21 protein-coding genes are annotated in these 21,612 nt (G+C 61.2%); 3 read left to right on the plus strand and 18 right to left on the minus strand.

The window, feature by feature from the left end; translation table 11 throughout:
* Positions 1-43: 43 nt before the first annotated feature.
* The 3 genes from plsX to EJA72_RS12580 are packed head-to-tail and all read right to left on the minus strand — an operon-like array spanning position 44 to position 1,781.
* The gene (gene plsX / locus EJA72_RS12570; protein ID WP_157711762.1) at positions 44-1,054 is read right to left on the minus strand and encodes a phosphate acyltransferase PlsX; all 1,011 of its coding nucleotides are present in this window, start codon (positions 1,052-1,054) and stop codon (positions 44-46) included.
* Positions 1,055-1,057: 3 nt separating this feature from the next.
* Positions 1,058-1,240: a 50S ribosomal protein L32 gene (rpmF, locus tag EJA72_RS12575; RefSeq protein ID WP_004371305.1), complete on the minus strand. Its 183-nt coding sequence runs from the start codon at positions 1,238-1,240 to the stop codon at positions 1,058-1,060.
* 13 nt (positions 1,241-1,253) lie between these two features.
* Entirely contained in the window at positions 1,254-1,781 is a 528-nt protein-coding gene (locus tag EJA72_RS12580) for a YceD family protein (protein WP_004371317.1), read from the minus strand.
* A gap of 105 nt (positions 1,782-1,886) precedes the next feature.
* Here EJA72_RS12580 and EJA72_RS12585 point away from each other — a divergent pair, with 105 nt between their 5' ends.
* Positions 1,887-2,465, plus strand: a complete 579-nt coding sequence (locus EJA72_RS12585; RefSeq protein WP_157711763.1) for a nucleoside triphosphate pyrophosphatase — start codon at positions 1,887-1,889, stop codon at positions 2,463-2,465.
* Positions 2,466-2,530: 65 nt separating this feature from the next.
* Here EJA72_RS12585 and sppA read toward each other — a convergent pair whose 3' ends face one another.
* From sppA to rluC, 3 genes are read right to left on the minus strand one after another with little or no spacing between them, the layout of a single operon-like run.
* On the minus strand, positions 2,531-3,520 hold the full coding sequence (gene sppA / locus EJA72_RS12590) for a signal peptide peptidase SppA (protein ID WP_157711764.1): 990 nt from the start codon (positions 3,518-3,520) through the stop codon (positions 2,531-2,533).
* A gap of 24 nt (positions 3,521-3,544) precedes the next feature.
* The gene (locus tag EJA72_RS12595; RefSeq protein ID WP_178129336.1) at positions 3,545-4,207 is read right to left on the minus strand and encodes an HAD-IA family hydrolase; all 663 of its coding nucleotides are present in this window, start codon (positions 4,205-4,207) and stop codon (positions 3,545-3,547) included.
* Positions 4,194-5,156 (minus strand): 23S rRNA pseudouridine(955/2504/2580) synthase RluC, encoded by a 963-nt coding sequence (gene rluC / locus EJA72_RS12600; protein ID WP_157711765.1) that lies wholly within the window; start codon positions 5,154-5,156, stop codon positions 4,194-4,196. The genes EJA72_RS12595 and rluC overlap by 14 nt, the downstream gene beginning before the upstream one ends.
* Positions 5,157-5,857: 701 nt before the next feature.
* On the opposite strand from rluC, the gene rne reads away from it, so the two are divergent.
* Positions 5,858-9,067: a ribonuclease E gene (gene rne / locus EJA72_RS12605; protein ID WP_157711766.1), complete on the plus strand. Its 3,210-nt coding sequence runs from the start codon at positions 5,858-5,860 to the stop codon at positions 9,065-9,067.
* Between the two features lie 164 nt (positions 9,068-9,231).
* On the opposite strand, the gene EJA72_RS12610 is transcribed toward rne, so the two are convergent.
* From EJA72_RS12610 to EJA72_RS12665, 12 genes are all read right to left on the minus strand, one after another.
* Entirely contained in the window at positions 9,232-9,822 is a 591-nt protein-coding gene (locus EJA72_RS12610) for an NTP transferase domain-containing protein (RefSeq protein WP_157711767.1), read from the minus strand.
* On the minus strand, positions 9,819-10,802 hold the full coding sequence (locus EJA72_RS12615) for an XdhC family protein (protein ID WP_157711768.1): 984 nt from the start codon (positions 10,800-10,802) through the stop codon (positions 9,819-9,821). The genes EJA72_RS12610 and EJA72_RS12615 overlap by 4 nt, the downstream gene beginning before the upstream one ends.
* Positions 10,802-13,132, minus strand: coding sequence for a xanthine dehydrogenase family protein molybdopterin-binding subunit (locus tag EJA72_RS12620; protein ID WP_157711769.1), 2,331 nt, complete (start codon positions 13,130-13,132; stop codon positions 10,802-10,804). The genes EJA72_RS12615 and EJA72_RS12620 overlap by 1 nt, the downstream gene beginning before the upstream one ends.
* Entirely contained in the window at positions 13,129-13,599 is a 471-nt protein-coding gene (locus EJA72_RS12625; protein WP_157711770.1) for a (2Fe-2S)-binding protein, read from the minus strand. The genes EJA72_RS12620 and EJA72_RS12625 overlap by 4 nt, the downstream gene beginning before the upstream one ends.
* 241 nt (positions 13,600-13,840) lie before the next feature.
* A complete protein-coding gene (gene murB, locus EJA72_RS12630; protein ID WP_157711771.1) occupies positions 13,841-14,860 on the minus strand; it encodes a UDP-N-acetylmuramate dehydrogenase in 1,020 nt (339 codons plus the stop codon).
* On the minus strand, positions 14,857-15,321 hold the full coding sequence (locus EJA72_RS12635; RefSeq protein WP_157711772.1) for a low molecular weight protein-tyrosine-phosphatase: 465 nt from the start codon (positions 15,319-15,321) through the stop codon (positions 14,857-14,859). The genes murB and EJA72_RS12635 overlap by 4 nt, the downstream gene beginning before the upstream one ends.
* Complete coding sequence (kdsB, locus tag EJA72_RS12640) at positions 15,321-16,085, minus strand: 3-deoxy-manno-octulosonate cytidylyltransferase (protein ID WP_157711773.1); 765 nt, start codon at positions 16,083-16,085, stop codon at positions 15,321-15,323. Before kdsB ends, EJA72_RS12635 begins: the two co-directional genes overlap by 1 nt.
* The gene (locus EJA72_RS12645) at positions 16,082-16,267 is read right to left on the minus strand and encodes a Trm112 family protein (RefSeq protein WP_007945752.1); all 186 of its coding nucleotides are present in this window, start codon (positions 16,265-16,267) and stop codon (positions 16,082-16,084) included. Before EJA72_RS12645 ends, kdsB begins: the two co-directional genes overlap by 4 nt.
* Positions 16,268-16,292: 25 nt before the next feature.
* On the minus strand, positions 16,293-17,303 hold the full coding sequence (gene lpxK, locus EJA72_RS12650; RefSeq protein ID WP_157711774.1) for a tetraacyldisaccharide 4'-kinase: 1,011 nt from the start codon (positions 17,301-17,303) through the stop codon (positions 16,293-16,295).
* Positions 17,303-17,728, minus strand: coding sequence for a biopolymer transporter ExbD (locus tag EJA72_RS12655; RefSeq protein ID WP_178129337.1), 426 nt, complete (start codon positions 17,726-17,728; stop codon positions 17,303-17,305). Before EJA72_RS12655 ends, lpxK begins: the two co-directional genes overlap by 1 nt.
* Positions 17,725-18,360, minus strand: a complete 636-nt coding sequence (locus EJA72_RS12660; protein WP_178129338.1) for a MotA/TolQ/ExbB proton channel family protein — start codon at positions 18,358-18,360, stop codon at positions 17,725-17,727. Before EJA72_RS12660 ends, EJA72_RS12655 begins: the two co-directional genes overlap by 4 nt.
* Before the next feature lie 98 nt (positions 18,361-18,458).
* Positions 18,459-20,693 carry a DNA internalization-related competence protein ComEC/Rec2 gene (locus EJA72_RS12665; protein WP_157711775.1) on the minus strand — a complete coding sequence of 745 codons (2,235 nt, stop codon included), beginning with the start codon at positions 20,691-20,693 and terminating at the stop codon, positions 18,459-18,461.
* A gap of 136 nt (positions 20,694-20,829) precedes the next feature.
* Here EJA72_RS12665 and EJA72_RS12670 point away from each other — a divergent pair, with 136 nt between their 5' ends.
* Positions 20,830-21,345, plus strand: coding sequence for a DUF2062 domain-containing protein (locus EJA72_RS12670; RefSeq protein ID WP_157711776.1), 516 nt, complete (start codon positions 20,830-20,832; stop codon positions 21,343-21,345).
* Positions 21,346-21,612: the final 267 nt, after the last annotated feature.

Raw genomic sequence — 21,612 nt, forward strand, 5'->3', positions numbered from 1 at the left:
TTGAACTGAGCGGTCACATTTAAGCATTGTCCGACGAAAACGCCTAAAGCAACAAATCCTCCAGACGACCGTGAATCCGCTCAGGCAGGTTTTCCTGAATCTCGATCAGCGCTCGAGAGATCGCACTCTGAAACCCCTGGACCCCTGCAGAACCATGGCTTTTCACCACAATCCCCTGCAAACCAAGGAAACTTGCGCCGTTATGCCGCGCGGGCGCCAGGTCGGCTTGCAGACGCTTCATCAGCGGCAACGCCAGCGCACCGACCATTCGCGACGCGACACTTTTCTTGAACAACGCTTCGATGCGCCCGGCAATCATGGTCGCCAGGCCTTCGCTGGACTTGAGCAGGATATTGCCGACAAAACCGTCGCACACCACCACATCTGCTTCGCCGCGGTACAAACCGTCCCCTTCGACAAATCCGATGTAATTGATGCCACGGGCAGCCTGCAGCAAGGTCGCCGCGAGCTTGACCTGCTGATTACCCTTGATGTCTTCGGTACCGATGTTCAGCAGCGCCACGCGCGGGCGCACGATGCCCAGGGTTTCCGCCGCCACCGAGCCCATCACCGCGAATTGCAGCAAATGCTCGGCACTGCAATCGACGTTGGCGCCCAGATCAAGCAGCTGGCAATAACCTTTCTGTGTCGGTATCGCCGCCACCATGGCCGGACGATCGATGCCCGGCAAGGTCTTGAGCACAAACCGAGACAACGCCATCAGCGCACCGGTATTGCCGGCACTGACGCAGGCCTGGACCTTGCCGTCGCGCAGCAACTCGAGCGCCACGCGCATCGACGAATCTGGCTTGCCGCGCAGGGCCTGGGCAGGCTTCTCGTCCATGGCGATAACTTCGGACGCCGGCGTAATCGACAGCCGCGAGCGATCCACAGCCGATTGGCCAGAGAGCAGTTCTTCAAGTAAGGAGGGTTGACCGACAAGGGTCAGGTGCAGCGAGGGCGTAGCAATCAGACAAGCAAGGCTGGCCTGAACAATGCTGCGGGGACCGAAGTCCCCGCCCATTGCGTCAATCGCGATGACTTGAGCAGACAAGGATTACTCGTCAGCGCCCTTGTCGATCACTTTACGGCCACGGTATACGCCTTCTGGCGATACGTGGTGACGCAGGTGAACTTCACCGGTGGTTTTTTCTACAGACAGAGTGCTTGCCGTCAGGGCGTCGTGCGAACGACGCATGTCACGGGCAGAGCGGGATTTTTTGTTCTGCTGAACAGCCATAATTGATTAACTCCTAAACGTTTGGGTCACGCTTTAACTGCGCCAATACACTGAACGGGTTGGACCGCGTTACCTCGTCCTCGCTCGGTTCGGGCTCATCGAGACCCGCCGGCTGCTGGCATTCTTCCGGATGATGAGCAGGCACAATGGGCAAGGCGAGCAGAAGCTCCTCCTCGATCAGTGACTGCAGATCCAAAGGATCTTCGCCCAGTTCCAGCACGTCATAACCTTTCGGCAACGACTGGGTATTCGCACCCTCCTTCACCACAGCATAACTGCATTCGCTGTGGATCGGCAGGGTGACCAGCTCAAGACAACGCTGGCAAACCATTTTGACTTCGGTGTCGATAAAGCTGTGGATGACCACAGATTTACGTTCATCTCGTTCAAAAACGAATTTAGCCTGCACCGTACCGACAGTGTCGGAAAGCGGGTCGCAGAGTCTCTCCAAATCGGCCAGCAGCAGTTCACCTTGAAGGGTGGTGCCACGGTCAGCCAATTTGCGCGGGTCAACGTGAGGTGGAATCGGGTCATTCAACATAGGCGCAGCATTATAGGGATGCCCCCAGCCATGTCAAAGGAAATTCAGCCCTGTCCGTCACCTGGAAGCCTCGCTAGAATTCGCACCTGTCTTCTGGAGATGCGCATGCTGCCTTTATTACTCGCTTCGAGCTCGGTGTATCGCCGGGAATTGCTGGCCCGCTTGCAGCTGCCATTCACCTGCAGCTCGCCGGATATCGACGAAAGCCACCGCACGAATGAGCCCGCCATCGAGCTGGTAAAACGCCTCGCCAAAGAAAAAGCCCAGGCCCTCGCCGGCAGCCATCCCGCTCATCTGATTATCGGCTCCGACCAGGTCGCGGTGCTCGGCGACAGGATTATCGGCAAACCCCACACCTTCGAAAAGGCCCGCGAGCAGCTGCTGGCCTCAAGCGGTGCCAGCGTGACGTTCCTGACCGGCCTCGCCCTGCTCAACAGCCAGACGGGGCACTGCCAGGTCGACTGCGTGCCCTTCACCGTGCACATGCGCACACTCGATGCTGCGCGCATCGAACGCTACCTGCGCGCCGAACAGCCCTACGATTGCGCTGGCAGCTTCAAGGCGGAAGGATTGGGGGTGAGCCTGTTTCAAAGCACCGAAGGCCCTGACGCCACCAGCCTGATCGGCTTGCCGCTGATTCGCCTGATCGACATGCTGCTGGCTGAGGGAATTGAAATCCCCTGAACACCACAGGGAATGCGCTTACAAAAAAACCGGCCACTAAGGCCGGTTTTTTTACGCAAGAAGCATCAGCGCAGCGACGGACCGTGAAAGCCCATCCACATCGCCAATTGCTCCGCCACACTGGCGCCGAGCTTTTTCGAGAAGCGATCAAACGGCGATTCCTGAACAGTGAAGTCCACCAACTCCTTCTCGCCAATCACATCCCGCGCCACCGAACTGGCATTCCCCAGCCCATCGATCAGACCCAGCGGCAATGCCTGCTCACCGTTCCACACCAACCCGGAGAACAGCTCCGGATGCTCCTTGTCCTTGAGACGGTCGCCACGGCCCTGCTTGACGCTGTTGATGAACTGCTGGTGGGTAGTATCGAGCACGCCCTGCCAGAATTGTGTCTCTTCAGGCTTCTGCGGCTGGAACGGATCGAGGAACGATTTATGCTCGCCCGAGGTGTAGGTCCGACGCTCGACGCCGAGCTTCTCCATCGTACCGACAAAACCGTAACCCGCCGCCGTCACGCCAATAGACCCCACCAGGCTCGCCTTGTCGGCATAGATCTGGTCGGCCGCACTGGCAATGTAATAAGCGCCGGAAGCCCCCAGGTCGGAGATCACCGCATACACCTTGGTATCCGGGTGCAGACCGCGCAAACGACGGATTTCGTCATAGACGTAACCCGACTGCACCGGACTGCCGCCCGGACTGTTGATGCGCAGGATCACGCCCTTGACCTTGTCATCTTCAAAGGCTGCGCGCAGGCTGCCGACGATGTTGTCAGCGCTGGCCGGCTCCTTGTCGGCGATCATGCCGGTGACATCGATCAACGCGGTGTAATGGGCGCTGCGGGTGGCGGCTTTTTCCATGTCCATCAGCGGCGTGAACAGCACCAAGGCGCCAAACAGGTACACGAAAGTCAGCAGCTTGAAGAAAATCCCCCAGCGACGCGACCGGCGCTGTTCCTGCACGCTGGCCAGCAGAGTCTTTTCCAACAGCTTCCAGCTTTTTTCGTCACCGCTCTCCGCGCTCGCCTTGGCGGGCGCTTTCCATTCGTCGGTCATGACATCTTCCCCAGCAACATCCGGTTAAGCCCGCTGACTCAGCCAGGCATGCAATTCTGAAAAACGATCAATGGCCAGGGTCGGCTGGAACAGCTTCAGCGCCTCAATCGATTGAGCGCCATAGCTGACCGCCACCGAATCCATCCCGGCGTTGCGCGCCATCTGCAGGTCAAACGACGAGTCGCCGACCATCAACGCGTGCTCCGGACGAACCTCGCAATGGGCGAGGATCTGCTCGAGCATCAGCGGATGGGGCTTGCTGGCGGTTTCATCGGCGGCACGGGTGATGTCGAAATAGCCTTCCCAGCCGTGCGCCTTCAGCACCCGATCCAGCCCGCGTCGGGCCTTGCCGGTGGCCACAGCCAAATGATAACCCTCGGCGCGAAACGCCTCCATCGACTCGACGACGCCTTCAAACAACGGCGAAGGCACGGCTTCGGACGCGATGTAGTGGTCCGCATAATGCTCGCGAAACGCCATCAGTTCGGCATCACTGATCTCGGGATACAACGTGCGAATCGCTTCCGGCAGACCCAGCCCAATGATGCCTTTTACGGCAAAGTCATCGCACAACTGAAAACCGGAACGCTCGGACGCAACGTGCATCGCCTCGACTATCCGACCAATGGAATCGGCCAGCGTGCCGTCCCAATCAAAAATCAGCAGTTTGTAATCAGAGGGGTGCACTCAGGCGCTCCACGGTCTTGGCCCACATTTCGTCCACGGGCGCCTGCAACTTCAACTCACCGCCATCGGGTAACGGCACGGTCAGCATGTAGGCGTGGAGGAACAGGCGCTTGCCGCCCAGATCACGGATTTCCTTGCTGAAGTCTTCGTCGCCATACTTGGTGTCGCCAGCGATGCAGTGCCCGGCGTGCAGGGTGTGGACGCGAATCTGGTGAGTCCGGCCGGTGATCGGCCTGGCCTCGACCATCGTGGCGAAGTCGCCGAAGCGGCGCAGGACCTTGAACACGGTCACCGACTCCTTGCCCTCCTCCTCGTCGACCTCGACCATGCGCTCGCCGGAGCGCAGATTGCTCTTGCCCAGCGACGCACGGACTTGCTTGATGGAGGTCGCCCAGTTACCGCGGACCAGCGCCATGTAGCGCTTATCGACGCCATCGCCGCGCAATGCCGTGTGCAAGTGGCGCAACATGCTGCGCTTTTTGGCGATCATTAGCAGACCGGAGGTGTCACGGTCCAGACGGTGGACCAGCTCGAGCTCCTTGCAGTCGGGACGCAACTGACGGAAGGCTTCGATCACGCCGTAGGTCAAGCCGCTGCCGCCGTGAACCGCAATGCCACAAGGCTTGTTGATCACGATCAGCGCCTTGTCTTCGTAGACAATCGACGCTTCGAGGCGTTGAAGCAGGCCTTGGGCCAGAGGGATCGGTTCGTCACGCTCAGGCACGCGAACCGGCGGCACGCGCACGATATCGCCCGCCTGCAGCTTGTATTCGGGCTTGATCCGGCCTTTGTTCACTCGCACTTCGCCTTTGCGCAAAATGCGGTAAATCAAGGTCTTGGGCACGCCTTTGAGCCGAGCGAGCAGGAAGTTATCAATACGTTGGCCGGCATATTCCGGCGAGACCTCAAGCAGTTGTACGCTTGGGGTCGAAGGGGCTGTAGTCGTCATGGCGCGGATGATAACAATTTTTTATGGAATTGAAGCACTTAATCATTGCTGCTATAGTCGCGAACGCCGCCAAAAGCGGCCTGGACAGCGGACTAACGGTCAAAAACCGGCCCTGACCAACGCAATTCACCAGGACGCGAGGCCGTCCTACGGGGCTTTCGCTACGTAACGGTGGAGTTTGCAGGTGTAACGAGCGCAGGTGACATGAGGCCTGAATCAAGCGGCAAAGCAGAGTTTTCACTCGCCTTGCGAGCCAATATTCACGGCCAGTTCACAAAGTGCAGTCAGCTGCAAATGACCCCGAGCGAACACTTCGGAAACAACGCCTAAATTAGCCATGATGCGTGACCTCCCCTTTCGGAGCTCACGGTAAATGCCAACCCGCTGCGGATTCTGCGCGCGGCAGCACCCGAATTATCAGGGATACGTGTAGGGTGGAGATGCACAACCGCTGGACTGTGTAGCAATAGGCTTTATCAAGACGCTTCATCTCGTCCACAGCCGCTGGTTGATTCCTCCTCCTGACTGAGTGCTTAAGTAGCCACAGCAAGCAGGACGCGTACGTCGCGACACCGACCCACATTGGTCGGGGTTCGCTAGACACTGGAGTGTCCAACCACTCCTGACGCACCTGACACCGACCGTGAGAAGTCGTGTGTGCCGAACGCCGTTTCCGGCAGCCCGGAAACCGACGGTACTACATGAAAAGAATGCTGATTAACGCAACTCAACCCGAAGAGTTGCGTGTTGCACTGGTAGATGGCCAACGCCTCTACGACCTGGACATCGAATCCGGTGCACGCGAGCAAAAGAAGGCCAACATCTATAAAGGCCGGATTACTCGCATCGAACCAAGCCTTGAGGCTGCCTTTGTCGATTTCGGCTCCGAGCGCCACGGCTTCCTGCCCCTCAAAGAAATCTCCCGCGAATACTTCAAGAAAGCTCCTGAAGGCCGCGTCAACATCAAGGACGTCCTGAGCGAAGGCCAGGAAGTCATCGTTCAGGTCGAAAAAGAAGAACGTGGCAACAAGGGCGCCGCCCTGACCACCTTCATCAGCCTGGCCGGTCGTTACCTGGTGCTGATGCCGAACAACCCGCGTGCCGGCGGCATTTCCCGTCGCATCGAAGGTGAAGAGCGCAACGAACTGCGTGAAGCCCTGAACGGCCTGGTTGCGCCAGCCGATATGGGCCTGATCGTTCGCACTGCCGGCCTGGGCCGCAGCAGCGAAGAAATGCAGTGGGACCTCGATTACCTGCTGCAGCTCTGGACCGCCATCAAAGAAGCGTCGCTGGATCGCTCCGCGCCATTCCTGATCTATCAGGAAAGCAACGTGATCATCCGCGCCATCCGCGATTACCTGCGCCAGGACATCGGTGAAGTGCTGATCGACAGCGTCGAAGCCCAGGACGAAGCCCTGACCTTCATCCGCCAGGTGATGCCGCAGTACGCCAGCAAGATCAAGTTGTACGAAGACAGCGTTCCGCTGTTCAACCGTTTCCAGATCGAAAGCCAGATCGAGACCGCTTTCCAGCGCGTCGTTGAACTGCCTTCCGGCGGCTCCATCGTTATCGATCCAACCGAAGCCCTGGTGTCCATCGACATCAACTCGGCGCGCGCTACCAAAGGCAGCGACATCGAAGAAACCGCCCTGCAGACCAACCTTGAAGCCGCCGAAGAAATCGCCCGTCAGTTGCGCTTGCGCGACATCGGCGGCCTGATCGTCATCGACTTCATCGACATGACCCCTGCCAAGAACCAGCGCGCCGTGGAAGAGAAAGTCCGCGAATGCCTGGAAGCCGACCGCGCTCGCGTGCAAGTCGGTCGCATCTCGCGCTTCGGCCTGCTGGAAATGTCCCGTCAGCGCCTGCGTCCATCGCTCGGCGAAAGCAGCGGCATCGTTTGCCCGCGTTGCAACGGCACCGGCATCATCCGTGACGTTGAATCGCTGTCGCTGGCGATCCTGCGCCTGATCGAAGAAGAAGCCCTGAAAGACCGTACCGCCGAAGTTCGCGCCCAAGTGCCGATCCCGGTGGCTGCGTTCCTGCTCAACGAAAAACGCAACTCGATCACCAAGATCGAACTGCGCACCCGTGCCCGCATCGTCATTCTGCCGAACGACCACCTCGAAACGCCGCACTTCGAAGTTCAGCGTCTGCGCGATGACAGCCCGGAAGCCAGCATCAACCAGTCCAGCTACGAAATCGCTGCTGCCGCTGCCGAAGTCGAAGAAGTCCAGCCAGCCGCTGCGACCCGCACCCTGGTTCGCCAGGAAGCCGCGGTCAAGACGGCCCCGGCCCGCGCCAACGCTCCGGTCCCGACCGAAGTCGTCGCCGCTCCTGTGGCTGCACCGGTCGCCGCGCCTGAGCCAAGCCTGTTCAAGGGTCTGGTGAAGTCGCTGGTCAGCCTGTTCGCGTCCAAGGAAGAGCCTGCTGCTCCGGTTGTGGTTGAAAAGCCAGTGACCACCGAGCGTCCGGCCCGCAACGAAGAGCGTCGCAACGGTCGTCAACAGAGCCGCAACCGTAACGGTCGCCGCGATGAAGAGCGCAAGCCTCGCGAAGAACGTGCACCGCGTGAAGAACGCGCACCACGTGAACCACGCGAAGCTCGTGAAGAAACGCCGGCAGTTGCTCGCGAAGAACGCGCTCCACGTGAAGAGCGTGCACCACGTGCCCCTCGCGAAGAACGTGCACCGCGCGCACCTCGTGAAGATCGCAAGCCACGTGGCGAGCGTGAGGAACGCGTTCGTGAACTGCGTGAGCCGCTGGATGCCGCCGCTCCGGTTGCCGCCGCTGCCGCTGCCGTGACGGCTGAAGAGCGTCCGGCTCGCCAGCCACGTGAAGAGCGCGCTCCACGCCCACCGCGTGAAGAACGTCAGCCACGTGCCGAGCAGGCTGCTGCCGCCGTTGCCGAAGAAGAACTGACCGGTAACGAAGAGCAACTGCAGGAAGACGGTCAGGATGGCGCCGAAGGCGATCGTCCACGCCGCCGCTCCCGTGGCCAGCGTCGTCGCAGCAACCGTCGTGAGCGTCAACGCGATGCCAACGGCAACGTGATCGAAGGCTCGGAAGAGTCCGAATCCGCCGAAGGTAACGAAGGCGCCGAAGGCCGCGAAGCACCAAGCACTGACGAACTGGCTGCCGGCCTGGCTGTTACCGCAGCCGTTGCCAGCACTGTGATCAGCGCACCTGCTGAAGCACAGGCCAATGAGCAAGCCGAACGCGCCACGGCCGCTACGCTGGAAACTGCTCCAGTCGAAGCGCCAGTCGTTGAAGCGACCACGCCTGTAGAAGTCACCGCCGCTCCGGAAATCGAAGTGGCACCGGTTCAGGAAGCACAGCCTCAGGTTGAAGCTGTCGTTGAACCTGCTGTGGTGGCTGAAGCACCTGTCGTGGTTGCAGAGCCGACAGTTGAAGCCGCTGCTGAAACCGTCTCTGAAACAGTGACTGAAACCGTTCGTGAAGTTCGCGAAGAGCAAACAGCGTTCAACTGGGTTGCCGAGCCGGCCACCGTCGAAGCACCGGCGCCTGCGCCAGTTGCTGAAGTAGCGGTTGTCGAGCCAGTGGTTGTAGTTGCTGAACCAGAGCCTGCTCCGGTTGTTGAAGCCCCTGTTGAAGCCCCTGTTGTAGCCGAAGTGGCTGAGCCGGTGGTTGTAGCAGCCCCTGCCAGCGCCCTGACCGAAAATGGCCGCGCACCAAACGACCCGCGTGAAGTGCGTCGTCGCAAGCGTGAAGCCGAGCGCCTGCAGAAGGAAGCCGAACTGGCTGCCGCTACTGCTCCGGTTGAAGCGGTTGAGCCGGTTGCTGAGCCAGTTGCATCGGTCATTGACGAAGCACCGCGCTCCGTTCAGGAAGCGGTTGAGCAACACGAGCAAGCCCTGGAAAAAGAGCACGAGCCTAAACCTCTCGTCTGATTCCATCGGCCACTAAAAAGCCCCGCCTGGTGATCCAGGCGGGGCTTTTTTTTGCTTCTTTTTGATAGACCGAGTCGCCTGCCATCGCGAGCAGGCTCACTCCCACAGGGTTAGGTGGCGATTACAAAACCTGTGGGAGCGAGCCTGCTCGCGATGGCGATAGATCAGGCGAAAACCAACGCCTCAGGTGTATCCACATCCCACAACACCCCAGCGTCATCGACCGCAACTTCAACCACCCGGCCCTGCGCAAACAACGGCTTGGCCCCACGATCACCCGCCAATGCCATCAATCCCGGGCCAAATTGCCGACCGAATCCCACCGGATGGCCAAATTCACCCTCATGCACTGGCACGCTGATCGAGTCATCCGAAACGCCAGCCAACACCCGCTCAATACTCGACGGCAGGATAAACGGCATATCCCCCAGCACAATCAACCAGCCGCCGAGCTGCGGACAGGCCGCCACCCCGGCCGCAATACTGTCGCCCATGCCGGTCGACTCGATCAGCACGATCTCGAAACCATACGCCTGCGCCATACGAATCACCTGCGGGCGATCCTCGGTGGTGACCAGCACGCGCTTGTCCAATCCAGACGGCAGATTCACCAATACCTGCTCAATCACGGAACGAACGGCGCCATCCCGACCAGCGCAGTCCGCCAACAGCTTGTCCTTCCCAGCACCGGCAACCTGCCTGAAGCGACTGCCCTGCCCCGCCGCCAACACGATGACGCCGATTGGCTCACTCATGCTCCCTCCTGCAACCGCTTTTTCTGCTTCAACTCGACGCCATTTTTTACCGCCACGATTTCCGCCATCAACGACAAGGCAATTTCCGCCGGAGAATGGCTGCCGATGTGCAGGCCGATCGGGCCGTGCAGGCGCTCGATGGCCTCTTTCGACAAGCCTAGCTGAGCCAGGTTTTCCCGGCGTTTCAGGCTGTTGACCCGCGAACCCAGCGCGCCGACGTAGAACGCCCGGGAATCGAGCGCCGTAAGCAGCGCCATGTCATCCAGGCGTGGATCGTGGGTCAGCGCGACAATCGCCGTGCGCTCGTCGGTCTGTATATTCAGCACGGCTTCGTCCGGCATGCCCGAAACAAAGCGCCCATGCTGCTCTTCCCAGCCGTACACAAACTCGGTGCGTGGGTCGCAGATCAACACTTCGAAATCCAGCAGCCGCGCCATCTCCGCAACATAACGGGACAATTGGCCGGCGCCGATCAGCAACAACCGCCAGCGCGGGCCGTAGATGGCGCGCAACGTGTTTTCGTCGAAACTCAGCACATCGCTCTTGATCGCCGGTTGCAGCGTCACCTCCCCGCTCGCAATGTCCAACGAGCGCGCCGTGATTTCATGGGCCTCGCAGCGCGCCAGCAATTCAGCAACCCACGCCGGATCGCCAACCCGCTCCTCGGTCAAACGCAAGGTCCCACCGCACGGCAAACCAAACCGTGCAGCTTCTTCGCGGGTCACGCCATAGGTGATCAACTGCACCGGCGGCCCGTCCGGGGCAATCCGGCCATCGTGCAACCGGGTAATCAAATCGTCTTCGACACAACCGCCGGACACCGAGCCAATCACCACGCCGTCTTCCCGCAACGCCAGCATTGCTCCCGGCGCCCGGGGCGCGGTGCCCCAGGTCTGGACCACGCTGTACAACACCACCCGCTGACCGGCGCGGCGCCATTCCAGCACGCTGCGCAGGACATTCAGATCGACGCTGTCCATCAGGCCTCAGCCTTCTGCCAACCTTGCAGCTGATAGCGAACCGGTAAGTTACGGATGCGCTTGCCCGTGGCCGCGAAGATCGCATTGCACAGGGCCGGCGCAATGGGCGGCACGCCCGGCTCACCGACACCGCCCAACGGGACATTGCCCGGCGGCGTGACCAGATGCACGGCGACTTCCTTCGGCGCCAGGGACATGCGCGCCACTTCATACATGTGGAAGTTGTCCTGCTGGACCTTGCCGTCCTTGAAGCTGATCTCGCCCAGCACCGCGTTGCCCAACCCCATCACGCAGGCGCCCTCGAACTGCGAGCGGATGCGTTCAGGGTTGATCTGTGGCCCGCAATCCACAGCGATGTCGGCCTTGTGCACGATCAACGTGCCATCGTCTTTGACTTCGACTTCGATCACCGCCGCCACATAAGTGACGAAGCTGTAATGCACCGCCAGTCCCAGGCCACGGCCCTTGGGCAGCTCGCGCCCCCAGCCGGCAGCCTTGGCAGCGGTTTCCAGCACCGTGCGCAGACGAGCGGTATCGATCGGGTAACGCTCAGGCGATTCGCCGTAGTTCCACTCTTCACTCAGGGTGCGAGGGTCGATCTGACGGTCCGGACCGAGCAATTTGATCTGGTACTTCAGCGGGTCCTGCCCGGCCTTGTGCGCCAGCTCATCGACAAAGCTCTGAATCGCGAAGCCGTGAGGGATGTTCGACACCGAGCGGTACCAGCCAACCCGGGTGTGAATCGTCGCTTCCGGGTTTTCCAGCCGAATGTTCGGGATTGCGTACGCCATGTTTGTGAACCCCATGCCCAGCTCGAACGCTGCTTCGTGGTTCATGCCTGGCGCGAACAGCGCGGTGATACTGGGTGCCACGGTGCGGTGCAACCAGCCGGACGGCAGGCCGTCCTTGTTCAGACTGGCCTTCAGGTATTCAGCCGACACCGTGTGGAAGTAGGAGCAATGGATGTCGTCTTCACGGGTCCATTGCACCCGCACTGCCTTACCGGGAAATTCCTTGGCGAGGATGGCCGCTTCGATGATGAAGTCCGGCTTGGATTTGCGACCGAACCCGCCGCCCAGCAACGTGACATTGAACGTGACGTTATCGAACGGGATCCCGAGGCGTTCGCCGATGCGGGTGCGGGTGACTTGCGGCGCCTGACTGGGGCCCCAGGCTTCGCACACGCCGTCCTTGAAGCGGGCGATGGCGACCATCGGTTCCATCGGCGCCTGTGCGAGGTGTGGCAAATAGTAGGACGCTTCCAGTGTGCTGTCGGCGCTGCCCATGGCTTCGTCGATGTTGCCGGTGTTGCGCACCACTTTGCCGGGCTTGAGAGAGGCGGCTTCCAGTTCCTTGCGATAAGCAATCGAGTCGTAACTGGCGTTGGGGCCGTCATCCCACTCGATTTTCAGCGTCTCGCGGCCCTTGATTGCTGCCCAGGTATTGCTCGCGATCACTGCCACACCGCCCAGCGGCTGGAACTCCGAGGGCAGCGGACGGCCTTCGATCTGGATGACTTTGAGCACGCCGGGGACTTTCAACGCCGCAATCGAATCGACGGATTTGACCTTGCCGCCATACACCGCCGGCCGCGCAATGGTGGCGTAAAGCATGCCGTCAAAATGCACATCGGCACCGTAGACCGCGCGACCGTTGACGATGTCCGCACCGTCGATGGCCTTGGTGCCCTCCTTGCCGATGTAGCGAAACTCCGACGGCTGCTTGAGCCGCAGGCTTTCACGGGCCGGCACTGCCAACGCACTCGCCGCGGCGGCCAACGCGCCATAGCCGAGCTCGCGGCCGGTCGGTTTATGAATGACTTTGTGCAATTGCGCATGACACTCGCCGACGGGCACTTTCCACTGCTCGGCGGCGGCCTGTTCGAGCATGGTCCGGGCGGCAGCGCCGCAGCGGCGCATCGGCTCGTACCAGTGCCGCATGCTGCGGGAACCGTCCGTGTCCTGGTTGCCAAAGCGCACTTCGTCGCCCGGCGCCTGTTGCACCTTCACCATCGCCCAGTCGGCTTCCAGTTCGTCGGCCACCACCATCGTCAGGCTGGTGCGCACGCCCTGGCCCATTTCCGAACGGTTGCAGACCACCGTCACCGTGCCATCGGCGGCGATGCTGACGTAGACCTTGGGATCATCGATCGCGCCGTGAGGCATGCCGTCTGCGCCGAATTTCTTCTCTGCCTCCTCGGCGAACGCGTCCTGCCAGCCCCAACTCGCGGCCAGCACCAGCACGCTGGTGGCGCCTACGCCCCTGAGGAAGCTGCGACGACTGAGGTTGCTGAGATTGCTCAGCGCGAAATCATTCGGTAACTGGCTCATGCCTTGGCCTCCTTCAGATGAGTGGACGCCTGGCGGATGGCGGTCTTGATGCGGTTGTAAGTGCCGCAACGGCAAATATTGCCCACCATCGCTTCTTCAATCTGTTCGTCGCTGGGGTTGGGATTTGTCTTGAGCAACGCCGTCGCCGACATGATCTGCCCGCCCTGACAGAAACCGCACTGAGCGACAGCGGTGTCGAGCCAGGCTTGCTGGACGACTTGCCCGACCGGGTCGGCGTGGAGGTTGTCGATGGTGGTTACGTTCTGGCCGCCCACCGAGCCGATCGGCGTGATGCAACTTCGCGCCGGGGAACCCTCGATATGAATCGTGCAAGCACCGCAAAGGCCCATGCCGCAGCCAAACTTGGTGCCGCTGTAGCCCGCCACGTCGCGGATTGCCCAGAGCAGCGGCATGTCCTCGGTCACGTCGAGTTGATGGTCTTGACCATTGAGTTTCAGGGTAATCATGGGCACGCCCGCATAGATAAGGTTATGGGGTCGAGCAATCTGCCGCCGGGGATGGCGGTTGGCAGCACGCAGATCGGCTCAGGCTAATGAGGCTCTCTTATGCGGACGCAAGCGTCTGCATCGGGCCTTTGGTGGAGCAAATGCTTGCATCGTCAGGTGGCTACGTTAACCCGGCATTAACAAAAAAGCCCTGCACCATTGAAGTGTGCAGGGCTTTGAAATCAGTCCTTGAAGCGTAGCTTCAATACTGGTTCGGCTCCATTTCCAGGTCGACCTGGAAACGCTGCGAAATATCTTTCTGGATGCGCTGCGCCAGGTTAAGCAATTGCAGGCCGCTGGCACTGCCGTAATTCACCAGCACCAGCGCTTGCAACTTGTGCACGCCGGCGTCGGCGTCACGAAAACCTTTCCAGCCCGCCCGCTCGATCAGCCAGCCCGCGGCCAGTTTCATTCGCCCGTCAGGTTGCGCGTAGGCCACCAGGTCCGGGTATTCAACCTTGAGGCGGGTGACCAACGCCGCCGGAACCAGCGGATTCTTGAAGAAGCTGCCGGCATTGCCGAGCACGGCCGGGTCCGGCAGTTTTTCGTTGCGGATGCTGCAAATGGCCTGGCTGACATCGGTGGCGGTCGGGTGATCGATGCCTTGCTCGGTCAGGCGCTGACGCACCGGCCCGTACTCCAGATGCAGGTGCTCGACACGGTCCAGAGCGAACCGGACCCGCAAAATCAACCAGCGCCCCGGCGCCTGTTTGAACAGGCTGTCGCGATACGCAAAATTGCATTCCTGCAGCGTGAAGTCGCGCAACTCTCCGGTCTGGCGATCCAGCGCGGTCAGGCCGGCGAACACGTCCTTGATCTCCACACCATAGGCGCCGATGTTCTGCATCGGGGCTGCGCCCACGGTGCCCGGGATCAGGCTGAGGTTTTCCAGGCCGGACAGGCCCTGCGCGAGGGTGTGCTGCACGAACGGATGCCAGGGTTCGCCTGCTTCGGCTTCTATTACTACTTTGCTGCCGTCATCGTTCAGGATGCGAATGCCACGGGTGGCCATGCGCAACACCAGCGACTGGATATCCGCGGTCAGCAGCAAGTTGCTGCCGCCGCCAATTACCAGCAACGGCACATCGTGTTGCACCGCATAGGCCAGCGCTTCGCGCACGTCATCGTCGCTGTGGGCTTCGGCAAACAACCGGGCCTGAACATCCACGCCAAAGCTGTTGTAAGGCTTGAGCGAAACCTGCGGTCGTACCTGCAAACTCATAAGCGGCCCTTCAATTCGACCACCAGCAGGTCGCTCGCGCGTTCGATCAGATCCAGCACGTACTCGAATCCCTGATCGCCGTCGTGGTACGGGTCTGGCACTTCATCGATTTCCGACTGGTAACGACGCAGGAACAGGTCCAGCTCCGCTTTGCTCCTGGCCGGCTGCAAGGCCTTGAGGTTGCGCAGGTTGTTGTGGTCCATCGCCAGAATCAAGTCGTAGGTGGCGAAATCGGCACGGGTCACTTGTTGGGCGCGCTGAGCGGACAGGTCGTAACCGCGCTGCTTGGCCGCGGCCTGGCTGCGTCGGTCCGGAGCACTGCCGACGTGCCAGTCACCGGTGCCGGCAGAGGCCACTTCGATTTGATCGGCCAGCCCCGCCTCACGCAACTTGTGGCGCAGCACGCCTTCGGCTGTCGGTGAACGGCAGATATTACCCAGGCATACGAACAGAACCCTCATCAGGCCTCCAGCAGACGACGAACGCGCTCGAGGTCTTCAACGGTGTCGACGCCGGTGGGCGGTGCGATCAACGCATTGGCAACGTGAATCCGCACGCCATGCCACAGCGCACGCAACTGCTCGAGGGATTCGGTATTTTCCAGCCAGCACGGACCCCAATTGACGAAGTCCTGCAGGAAGCCGGCGCGGTAGGCATAAATGCCGATGTGGCGGCGATACGGCACACCGTGTGGCAACTCATCGCGATTTTTCGCAAACGCGTCCCGGGCCCACGGCAAGGTGGCGCGACTGAACGTCAGCGCCAGGCCGTTAAGGTCGCTGACGACCTTGACCACATTAGGGTTGAACAGGGTTTCGACGTCTTCGATTGGCTCGGCCAACGTGGCCATGCGCGCTTCGGTGTGGGCAGCCAGGTTGGCGGCCACTTGGTCGATCACGCTTGGCGGGATCAGCGGTTCGTCACCCTGGACGTTGACCACGATGGCGTCGGAGGCCAGGCCCAGCTTGGCGGCAACTTCAGCCAGGCGATCGGTGCCGGAGTTGTGATCTTCGCGGGTCAGCACCACTTCGGCGCCAAACGCCGTGCACGCCTCGACAATGCGCGCATCGTCAGTGGCAACCACCACGCGCTCGGCGCTGCTTTTGCGCGCCTGTTCCCAGACGTGCTGGATCATCGGCTTGCCAGCGATCAGCAGCAGCGGTTTGCCCGGCAGACGGGTCGAGGCGTAACGCGATGGAATGACAACGGTAAAGGCGGTGGTCATTTATCCAGACGCTCGTCGGTGGTCAGGGTGCGGGCTTCGGTTTCGAGCATCACCGGAATGCCGTCACGAATCGGGTACGCCAGGCCGGCGCCTTTGCTGATCAGCTCGGTTTTGTCGGCGCTGAGCTTGAGCGGGCCTTTGCAGACCGGGCAAGCGAGGATGTCGAGCAATTTGGTGTCCATGAGCATTCCCTGGATAAAAACGGATTTAAGGCAAAAGACGATCCGGCAACAGGCGCATCAGCTGCGTATCGAACCAGGCCACGAAGGCCGGCGATGGCGCAGCATCGACCGCCAGGTACCACCAGTCGGCGGCGGCGAAGGCACGGCACTTCACCGCGTCCTTTTCAGTCATCACCAATGGCAATGACGGTGTGAAATTCAACGCCTGCACGCTGTATTCGGCGTGGTCGGCAAACGCGTGGGGGACTGGCTGCCAGTGTAGCGTTTCGAGGGTTGTGAAGAAACGCTGCGGATTGCCGATCCCGGCCACGGCATGCAGGGCCTGGCCTGCGGGGAAGTGATCGAGGGGACGTCGCTCGCCGCTCTTCAGGTTGACCAGCTCGGTGGGTTGCAGCTGAAAGGCAAAACCGTGGTCGCGATCATGGGCGGCGCCGTTGTACAGCACAGCATCGACGCTCTGCAGACGCTCGACTGGTTCGCGAAGTGGCCCGGCAGGCAAGCAACGCTGATTGCCCAGGCCCCGGGCGGCGTCGATCAGCACCAGCTCAAGGTCCCGGGCCAGCCGGTAATGTTGCATGCCGTCATCGGAGAGAATCAGGTCCAGCGGCTCACTCGCCAGCAAGGCTTTGACGGCACTGCTGCGGTCCGGGTCGATCATCAACGGCACGCCGGTGCGTTGCACGATCAACAGCGGCTCGTCGCCCGCCAGATCAGCGCTTTGATCCGCTTCGACGCGCCATGGCAATTGTGGCGGTTTGGCGCCGTATCCCCGACTGACCACGCCGACGCGCAAGCCGCTGCGCTGACAATGCTGAATCATCCAGAGAATGAGTGGCGTCTTGCCGGTACCGCCAACGGTGATGTTGCCGACCACGATCAATGGCACGGGCGGCTGGTAGATCTCACCCTCGCCCGCCAGGAAACGCTTGCGCTTGCCCATGACCACGCGCCGATACAGCCATTCCAGCGGCTGCAACAGCTTCAGGGCCGGATGACCGTCGTACCACGCGGCGAGCAAGCGATCGGACATGGCCATCAGGGTGCGGGCGCCGCCTCGACAGTGGTCATGCGCAAGTGGCTGAACCCCAGCTTGCCGGCGGCGTCCATGGCGGTAATGACGCTTTGGTGCTGGGTCTTGCCATCAGCACTGATGGCCAGCGGCCTGTTGGTGTCGCCGTTGGATTCTTTCTGCAGCGCGGCCATCACGGTGGCCAGGTCGCTTTTGGGCAGCACCTGGTTATTCACCGAGAACGTCCCGTCGGCGCTGATGGCGATGTCCAGCTGTTTGCTCTGATCTTCGGCCGGTGCACCGCTGGCCGCTTCCGGCAGGTCGACGCGCAACTGGGTTTCACGTGTGAACGTGGTGGTCACCACGAAAAACAGCAGCAGGACAAACACCACGTCGATCAGCGACACGAGGTTGATGTCCACGTTCTCCCGTTGCTTGCGGCGGAATTTCACGCTTTGCCCTCAGCCAGATCAACGTCACGGTCGCCCTGCACCACTTCAACCAGCTTGATGGCTTCCTGTTCCATGCCGACGACGAGTTCATCAATGCGCCGTTGCAGGAAACGGTGGAAGAACACCGACGGGATACCCACGATCAGGCCGGAAGCCGTGGTAATCAAGGCTTTGGAAATACCGCCGGCCAGTACAGCGGCGTTGGTCGTCATGCCCGTGCCCATGAACGAACTGAAGATATCGATCATGCCCAATACGGTACCGAGCAACCCCAGCAACGGGGCCATGGCGGCGATGGTGCCCAGAGCGTTGATGTAGCGTTCGAGCTCGTGGACCACCCGCGCGGCGGCCTCTTCGATGCACTCTTTCATGATCTCGCGACCATGCTTGGAGTTGGCCAGGCCGGCGGCCAGAATCTCGCCCAACGGCGAATTGGCACGCAATTCCTTGAGTTTTTCTTTGTTGAGCTGTTTGTCCTTGATCCAGACCCAGACCTGCCCGAGCAGATGCTCCGGGGTCACACGACTGGCTCGCAGGGTCCAGAGGCGCTCGGCGACGATCGCCATGGCCGCGATGGAACTCAGAATGATCGGCAGCATCATCCAGCCGCCGGATTTGACCAATTCCCACACAGTGACAATCCCCTCGAAAAAGTGCGCCACTCTAACATAGGGGGTCGGCGCACCGAAGACCGGGATGTCGCATCCGGTCGGGGTTTCATAACTCGCCGTTATGGGTCGACCACTGGAGGATCGCGCCAGAAGCGCCGTTCCAGACGCATTGTCCAGGGAGGCTCGAAGCGTCCGAGTTGCAGACGAATGGCGCCCTGCCCGGCGCTGTCGTAGACCGCCATGCCACGTTTTCGATAGCGAGACATGACGGTGGGATGCGGATGACCGAACGAATTGCCCTGTCCGCGGGAGATCAGCACCGCGCGAGGTTGCAGCACGGCCAGCAATGCCATTGACGAGGAGCTGCGGCTGCCGTGGTGGGGTGATTGCAACCAATCGGTCGGCACTGCGAGCGGGCTGTCGAGCAAGACGCGCTCGGCGGCGGTGTCGATATCGCCAGTGAGCAGGATTCGCTCGCCGTTGGCTTCTATTTGCAGCACGCAGGACTTTTGATTGCTGTCGCTGGCTGACGTCCATTGCCAGAGTTCGAAGTTCACGCCGTCCCAATGCCAGCGCTGGCCGCTTTCACACGGCTTCGCCTGCAATTCTGCGGGCAGAGCCTCGGGGTCACCGCTCAGCACCCGCTTCACCGGCAAGCCATCGGCCACCGCCCGGGCACCGCCGGCATGATCGGCATCGGCGTGGCTGATCAGCATCAGGTCGATCCCGTCCACTCCCAGCTTGCGCAAGGTCGGCAGCACCACGCGCGCGCCCAGGTCGAAATCACCGAAACGCGGCCCGGCGTCATACAGCAAGGTGTGATGGCGGGTGCGCACCAGGATGGCCAGCCCCTGACCGACATCCAGTTGCAGTATTTCGGCAAAACCCTCTGGCATGGACTCCTGGGGTGGAAAGACCAATAACAACAGCAGTGGCCAACCCAATGGCCGCAGCGGCACGCCTCGGGGTAGCAACAAAAGAACCGCACCGAGCGCGCCAAGCACCCAGACCCACAAGGGTACCGCGACGGGCACCCAGGCCGGCAACTCACCTGCCATCAACGCCAGCCCTTTGAACAGCCAAGCGATCAGGCCGCCCGCCAGCCACAACAACCCTTCTCCCACATAAGGAATGGGCAACAATAAAGTCCCGAGCAACGCCGGCGGCAAGACAACCAGGCTGACCCAGGGCACCGCGACCAGATTGGCCAGCGGCCCGCTGATGCTGATAGGCAACCCCAACACCAGCAGCAGCGGGCACAAGCCGATTGCAATCAGCCATTGGGCGCGGGTCCAGGTTTGCCACCAGTGCCAAGGGCCCAACCGGCCGCCGAAGGTGAAAATCAACACCGCCACCGCGGCGAAAGACAACCAGAAACCGGGCAGCAAACTCGCCAGCGGGTCCAGCAGCAAAACACCAACGAGGGCCAGCAGCAGCGGCCACCAGGCTCCTAGATGACGAAAACGCAGGCGCCATAACAGCACCAGGCCGATCATCACGCAGGCCCGACGCACCGGCACCTCAAAACCGGCGAGCAGCCCGTAACCAAGCGCCGCCGTGAAAGCCAGACCACAGGCCCAAGGCAACCAGGGCAAGCGATTTGGCCACAACCCATAACGCGCCAACCCGGCGATCAGCAGATACACCACGCCCGCGAGCAAGCCGATGTGCTGACCCGAGATCACCAGCAGGTGCACGGTGCCGGTGTCTTGCAACACCTGCCAATCATCACGACTAAGCCCGGCACCGTCCCCCAGCACCAGCGCGATCAGTGCACCGCTTCGGCCCTGCGCGTCCACTGCCTGCAATCGCTGGCGGATGCTGTCACGCCAGGCCCATCGGGCTTCACCGTGTTTCACGCCGTCCTTGACCGTGCCGGTTGCGCCAATGTGTTGCGCCAGCAACCACGCGTCGTAATCGAAGGCATGCGGATTGAGCAGCCCGGCCGGCCGCTTGAGTTTCACCGCCAGTCGCCAGCGTTCGCCGCTGTTGACGGGCGGCCCGTCGTACCAGGCCAGGCGCATTTGTGCGGGCAGTTTTGTGCGTCGTGAATGACTGTCAGTCAGCTCGAACCGCACCACGCCGTCGGCATTTTGTGGCAGGCCTGTCACCCGCCCTTCAATCCAGCGTGTCTCGCCATCCAGCGTTGGCGGCAAGCGATCATCCAGCGCCCACTGCGCATTCGCACAGGCCCAACTGAGGCCGAACAGGAAAAATGCCACCGGATACGTTCGAAACGGCAGCATCATCAACGCCATTACGGGCAGCAGTATCCATAACCAGACCGGCGGTAAAGCCGGCAAAAAACGCAGGGCCAAAAGACCCAGCGCCAGCGCCATCATCCCTGTGCGCATACGCCCGTCCTTGAGAGTTCCCTTTCCAGGCATAGCCGGCCAGGCGCACGGGCGTCGTTATTAATTGTCACAAAGTCTGAATGGGCAGCTCATAGAATCAAGACATACTTGCCGCCTTAACCGACCGAGAAGCCCTATGCCCCGGCGCTTATTCAAACGTTACATGCCAGACCCGACGAGCATCAGGGAACACAAGTCCTTACGCTTTCTCGGCACACTGCTGCATGACCCGAACCTCTGGCATCTCAATCGCCACTCCGTCGCCCGGGCCATGGCAGTGGGTTTGTTCGCGGCGTTCCTGCCGATTCCGTTGCAAATGCTGGTGGCGGCCACTCTGGCAATCATGGTGCGCGGCAATATGCCGATTGCGGTGAGCCTGGTCTGGCTGACCAACCCGATCACGATGCCGGCGGTATTCTTTTGCACCTATCAGACGGGCGCCTGGTTGATGGATGTGCCCGCCCGGCATTTGCCGGATGAGCTGACCTGGGAGTGGATCAGCGGGGAGCTCTCTACGCTGTGGCAGCCGTTTTTGCTGGGCTCGGTGGTGGTGGGGTTGGTTTTGGGTGCGCTTGGGTATTGTCTGACGATGTTGTATTGGCGTTGGTGGGTTGCGCGGCAGTGGCAGCGGCGTAAGCAAAGGCGGATGTGAGAATGTAAAACGGCCTCCGTGTTGTGAGGCCGTTTTTTTGCCGGGGGGGGGGGGATTGGGGTATATCCGTTTTTTCGGTAACGGCTGCTATTGGTTTCGCCCTTACGGCGAGTCACTTGGAAAAGCCCCAAGTAACCAAGGGCTCTTGCCCCACCACTCGGTGCCTCGCCTAGGCTCGGCATGCCCTCACTCCGGCATTGCTCCGTGGGCCCGCCGCCATCGGCCATCCATGGCCGGGGGCGGCTAACCCGGCATCCATGCCGGGTT

The sequence above is a fragment of the Pseudomonas sp. PB120 genome, from assembly GCF_009761815.1.
Taxonomy (GTDB): Bacteria; Pseudomonadota; Gammaproteobacteria; order Pseudomonadales; family Pseudomonadaceae; genus Aquipseudomonas.

What these genes read in the sequence shown, in the direction of transcription:
- rpmF (WP_004371305.1), bottom strand. Translation starts at nt 1,240, where the DNA reads ATGGCTGTTCAGCAGAACAAAAAATCCCGCTCTGCCCGTGACATGCGT.
- EJA72_RS12580 (WP_004371317.1), bottom strand. Translation starts at nt 1,781, where the DNA reads ATGTTGAATGACCCGATTCCACCTCACGTTGACCCGCGCAAATTGGCT.
- EJA72_RS12585 (WP_157711763.1), top strand. Translation starts at nt 1,887, where the DNA reads ATGCTGCCTTTATTACTCGCTTCGAGCTCGGTGTATCGCCGGGAATTG.
- sppA (WP_157711764.1), bottom strand. Translation starts at nt 3,520, where the DNA reads ATGACCGACGAATGGAAAGCGCCCGCCAAGGCGAGCGCGGAGAGCGGT.
- rluC (WP_157711765.1), bottom strand. Translation starts at nt 5,156, where the DNA reads ATGACGACTACAGCCCCTTCGACCCCAAGCGTACAACTGCTTGAGGTC.
- rne (WP_157711766.1), top strand. Translation starts at nt 5,858, where the DNA reads ATGAAAAGAATGCTGATTAACGCAACTCAACCCGAAGAGTTGCGTGTT.
- EJA72_RS12610 (WP_157711767.1), bottom strand. Translation starts at nt 9,822, where the DNA reads ATGAGTGAGCCAATCGGCGTCATCGTGTTGGCGGCGGGGCAGGGCAGT.
- EJA72_RS12615 (WP_157711768.1), bottom strand. Translation starts at nt 10,802, where the DNA reads ATGGACAGCGTCGATCTGAATGTCCTGCGCAGCGTGCTGGAATGGCGC.
- EJA72_RS12620 (WP_157711769.1), bottom strand. Translation starts at nt 13,132, where the DNA reads ATGAGCCAGTTACCGAATGATTTCGCGCTGAGCAATCTCAGCAACCTC.
- EJA72_RS12625 (WP_157711770.1), bottom strand. Translation starts at nt 13,599, where the DNA reads ATGATTACCCTGAAACTCAATGGTCAAGACCATCAACTCGACGTGACC.
- murB (WP_157711771.1), bottom strand. Translation starts at nt 14,860, where the DNA reads ATGAGTTTGCAGGTACGACCGCAGGTTTCGCTCAAGCCTTACAACAGC.
- EJA72_RS12635 (WP_157711772.1), bottom strand. Translation starts at nt 15,321, where the DNA reads ATGAGGGTTCTGTTCGTATGCCTGGGTAATATCTGCCGTTCACCGACA.
- kdsB (WP_157711773.1), bottom strand. Translation starts at nt 16,085, where the DNA reads ATGACCACCGCCTTTACCGTTGTCATTCCATCGCGTTACGCCTCGACC.
- EJA72_RS12645 (WP_007945752.1), bottom strand. Translation starts at nt 16,267, where the DNA reads ATGGACACCAAATTGCTCGACATCCTCGCTTGCCCGGTCTGCAAAGGC.
- lpxK (WP_157711774.1), bottom strand. Translation starts at nt 17,303, where the DNA reads ATGGCCATGTCCGATCGCTTGCTCGCCGCGTGGTACGACGGTCATCCG.
- EJA72_RS12665 (WP_157711775.1), bottom strand. Translation starts at nt 20,693, where the DNA reads ATGCGCACAGGGATGATGGCGCTGGCGCTGGGTCTTTTGGCCCTGCGT.
- EJA72_RS12670 (WP_157711776.1), top strand. Translation starts at nt 20,830, where the DNA reads ATGCCCCGGCGCTTATTCAAACGTTACATGCCAGACCCGACGAGCATC.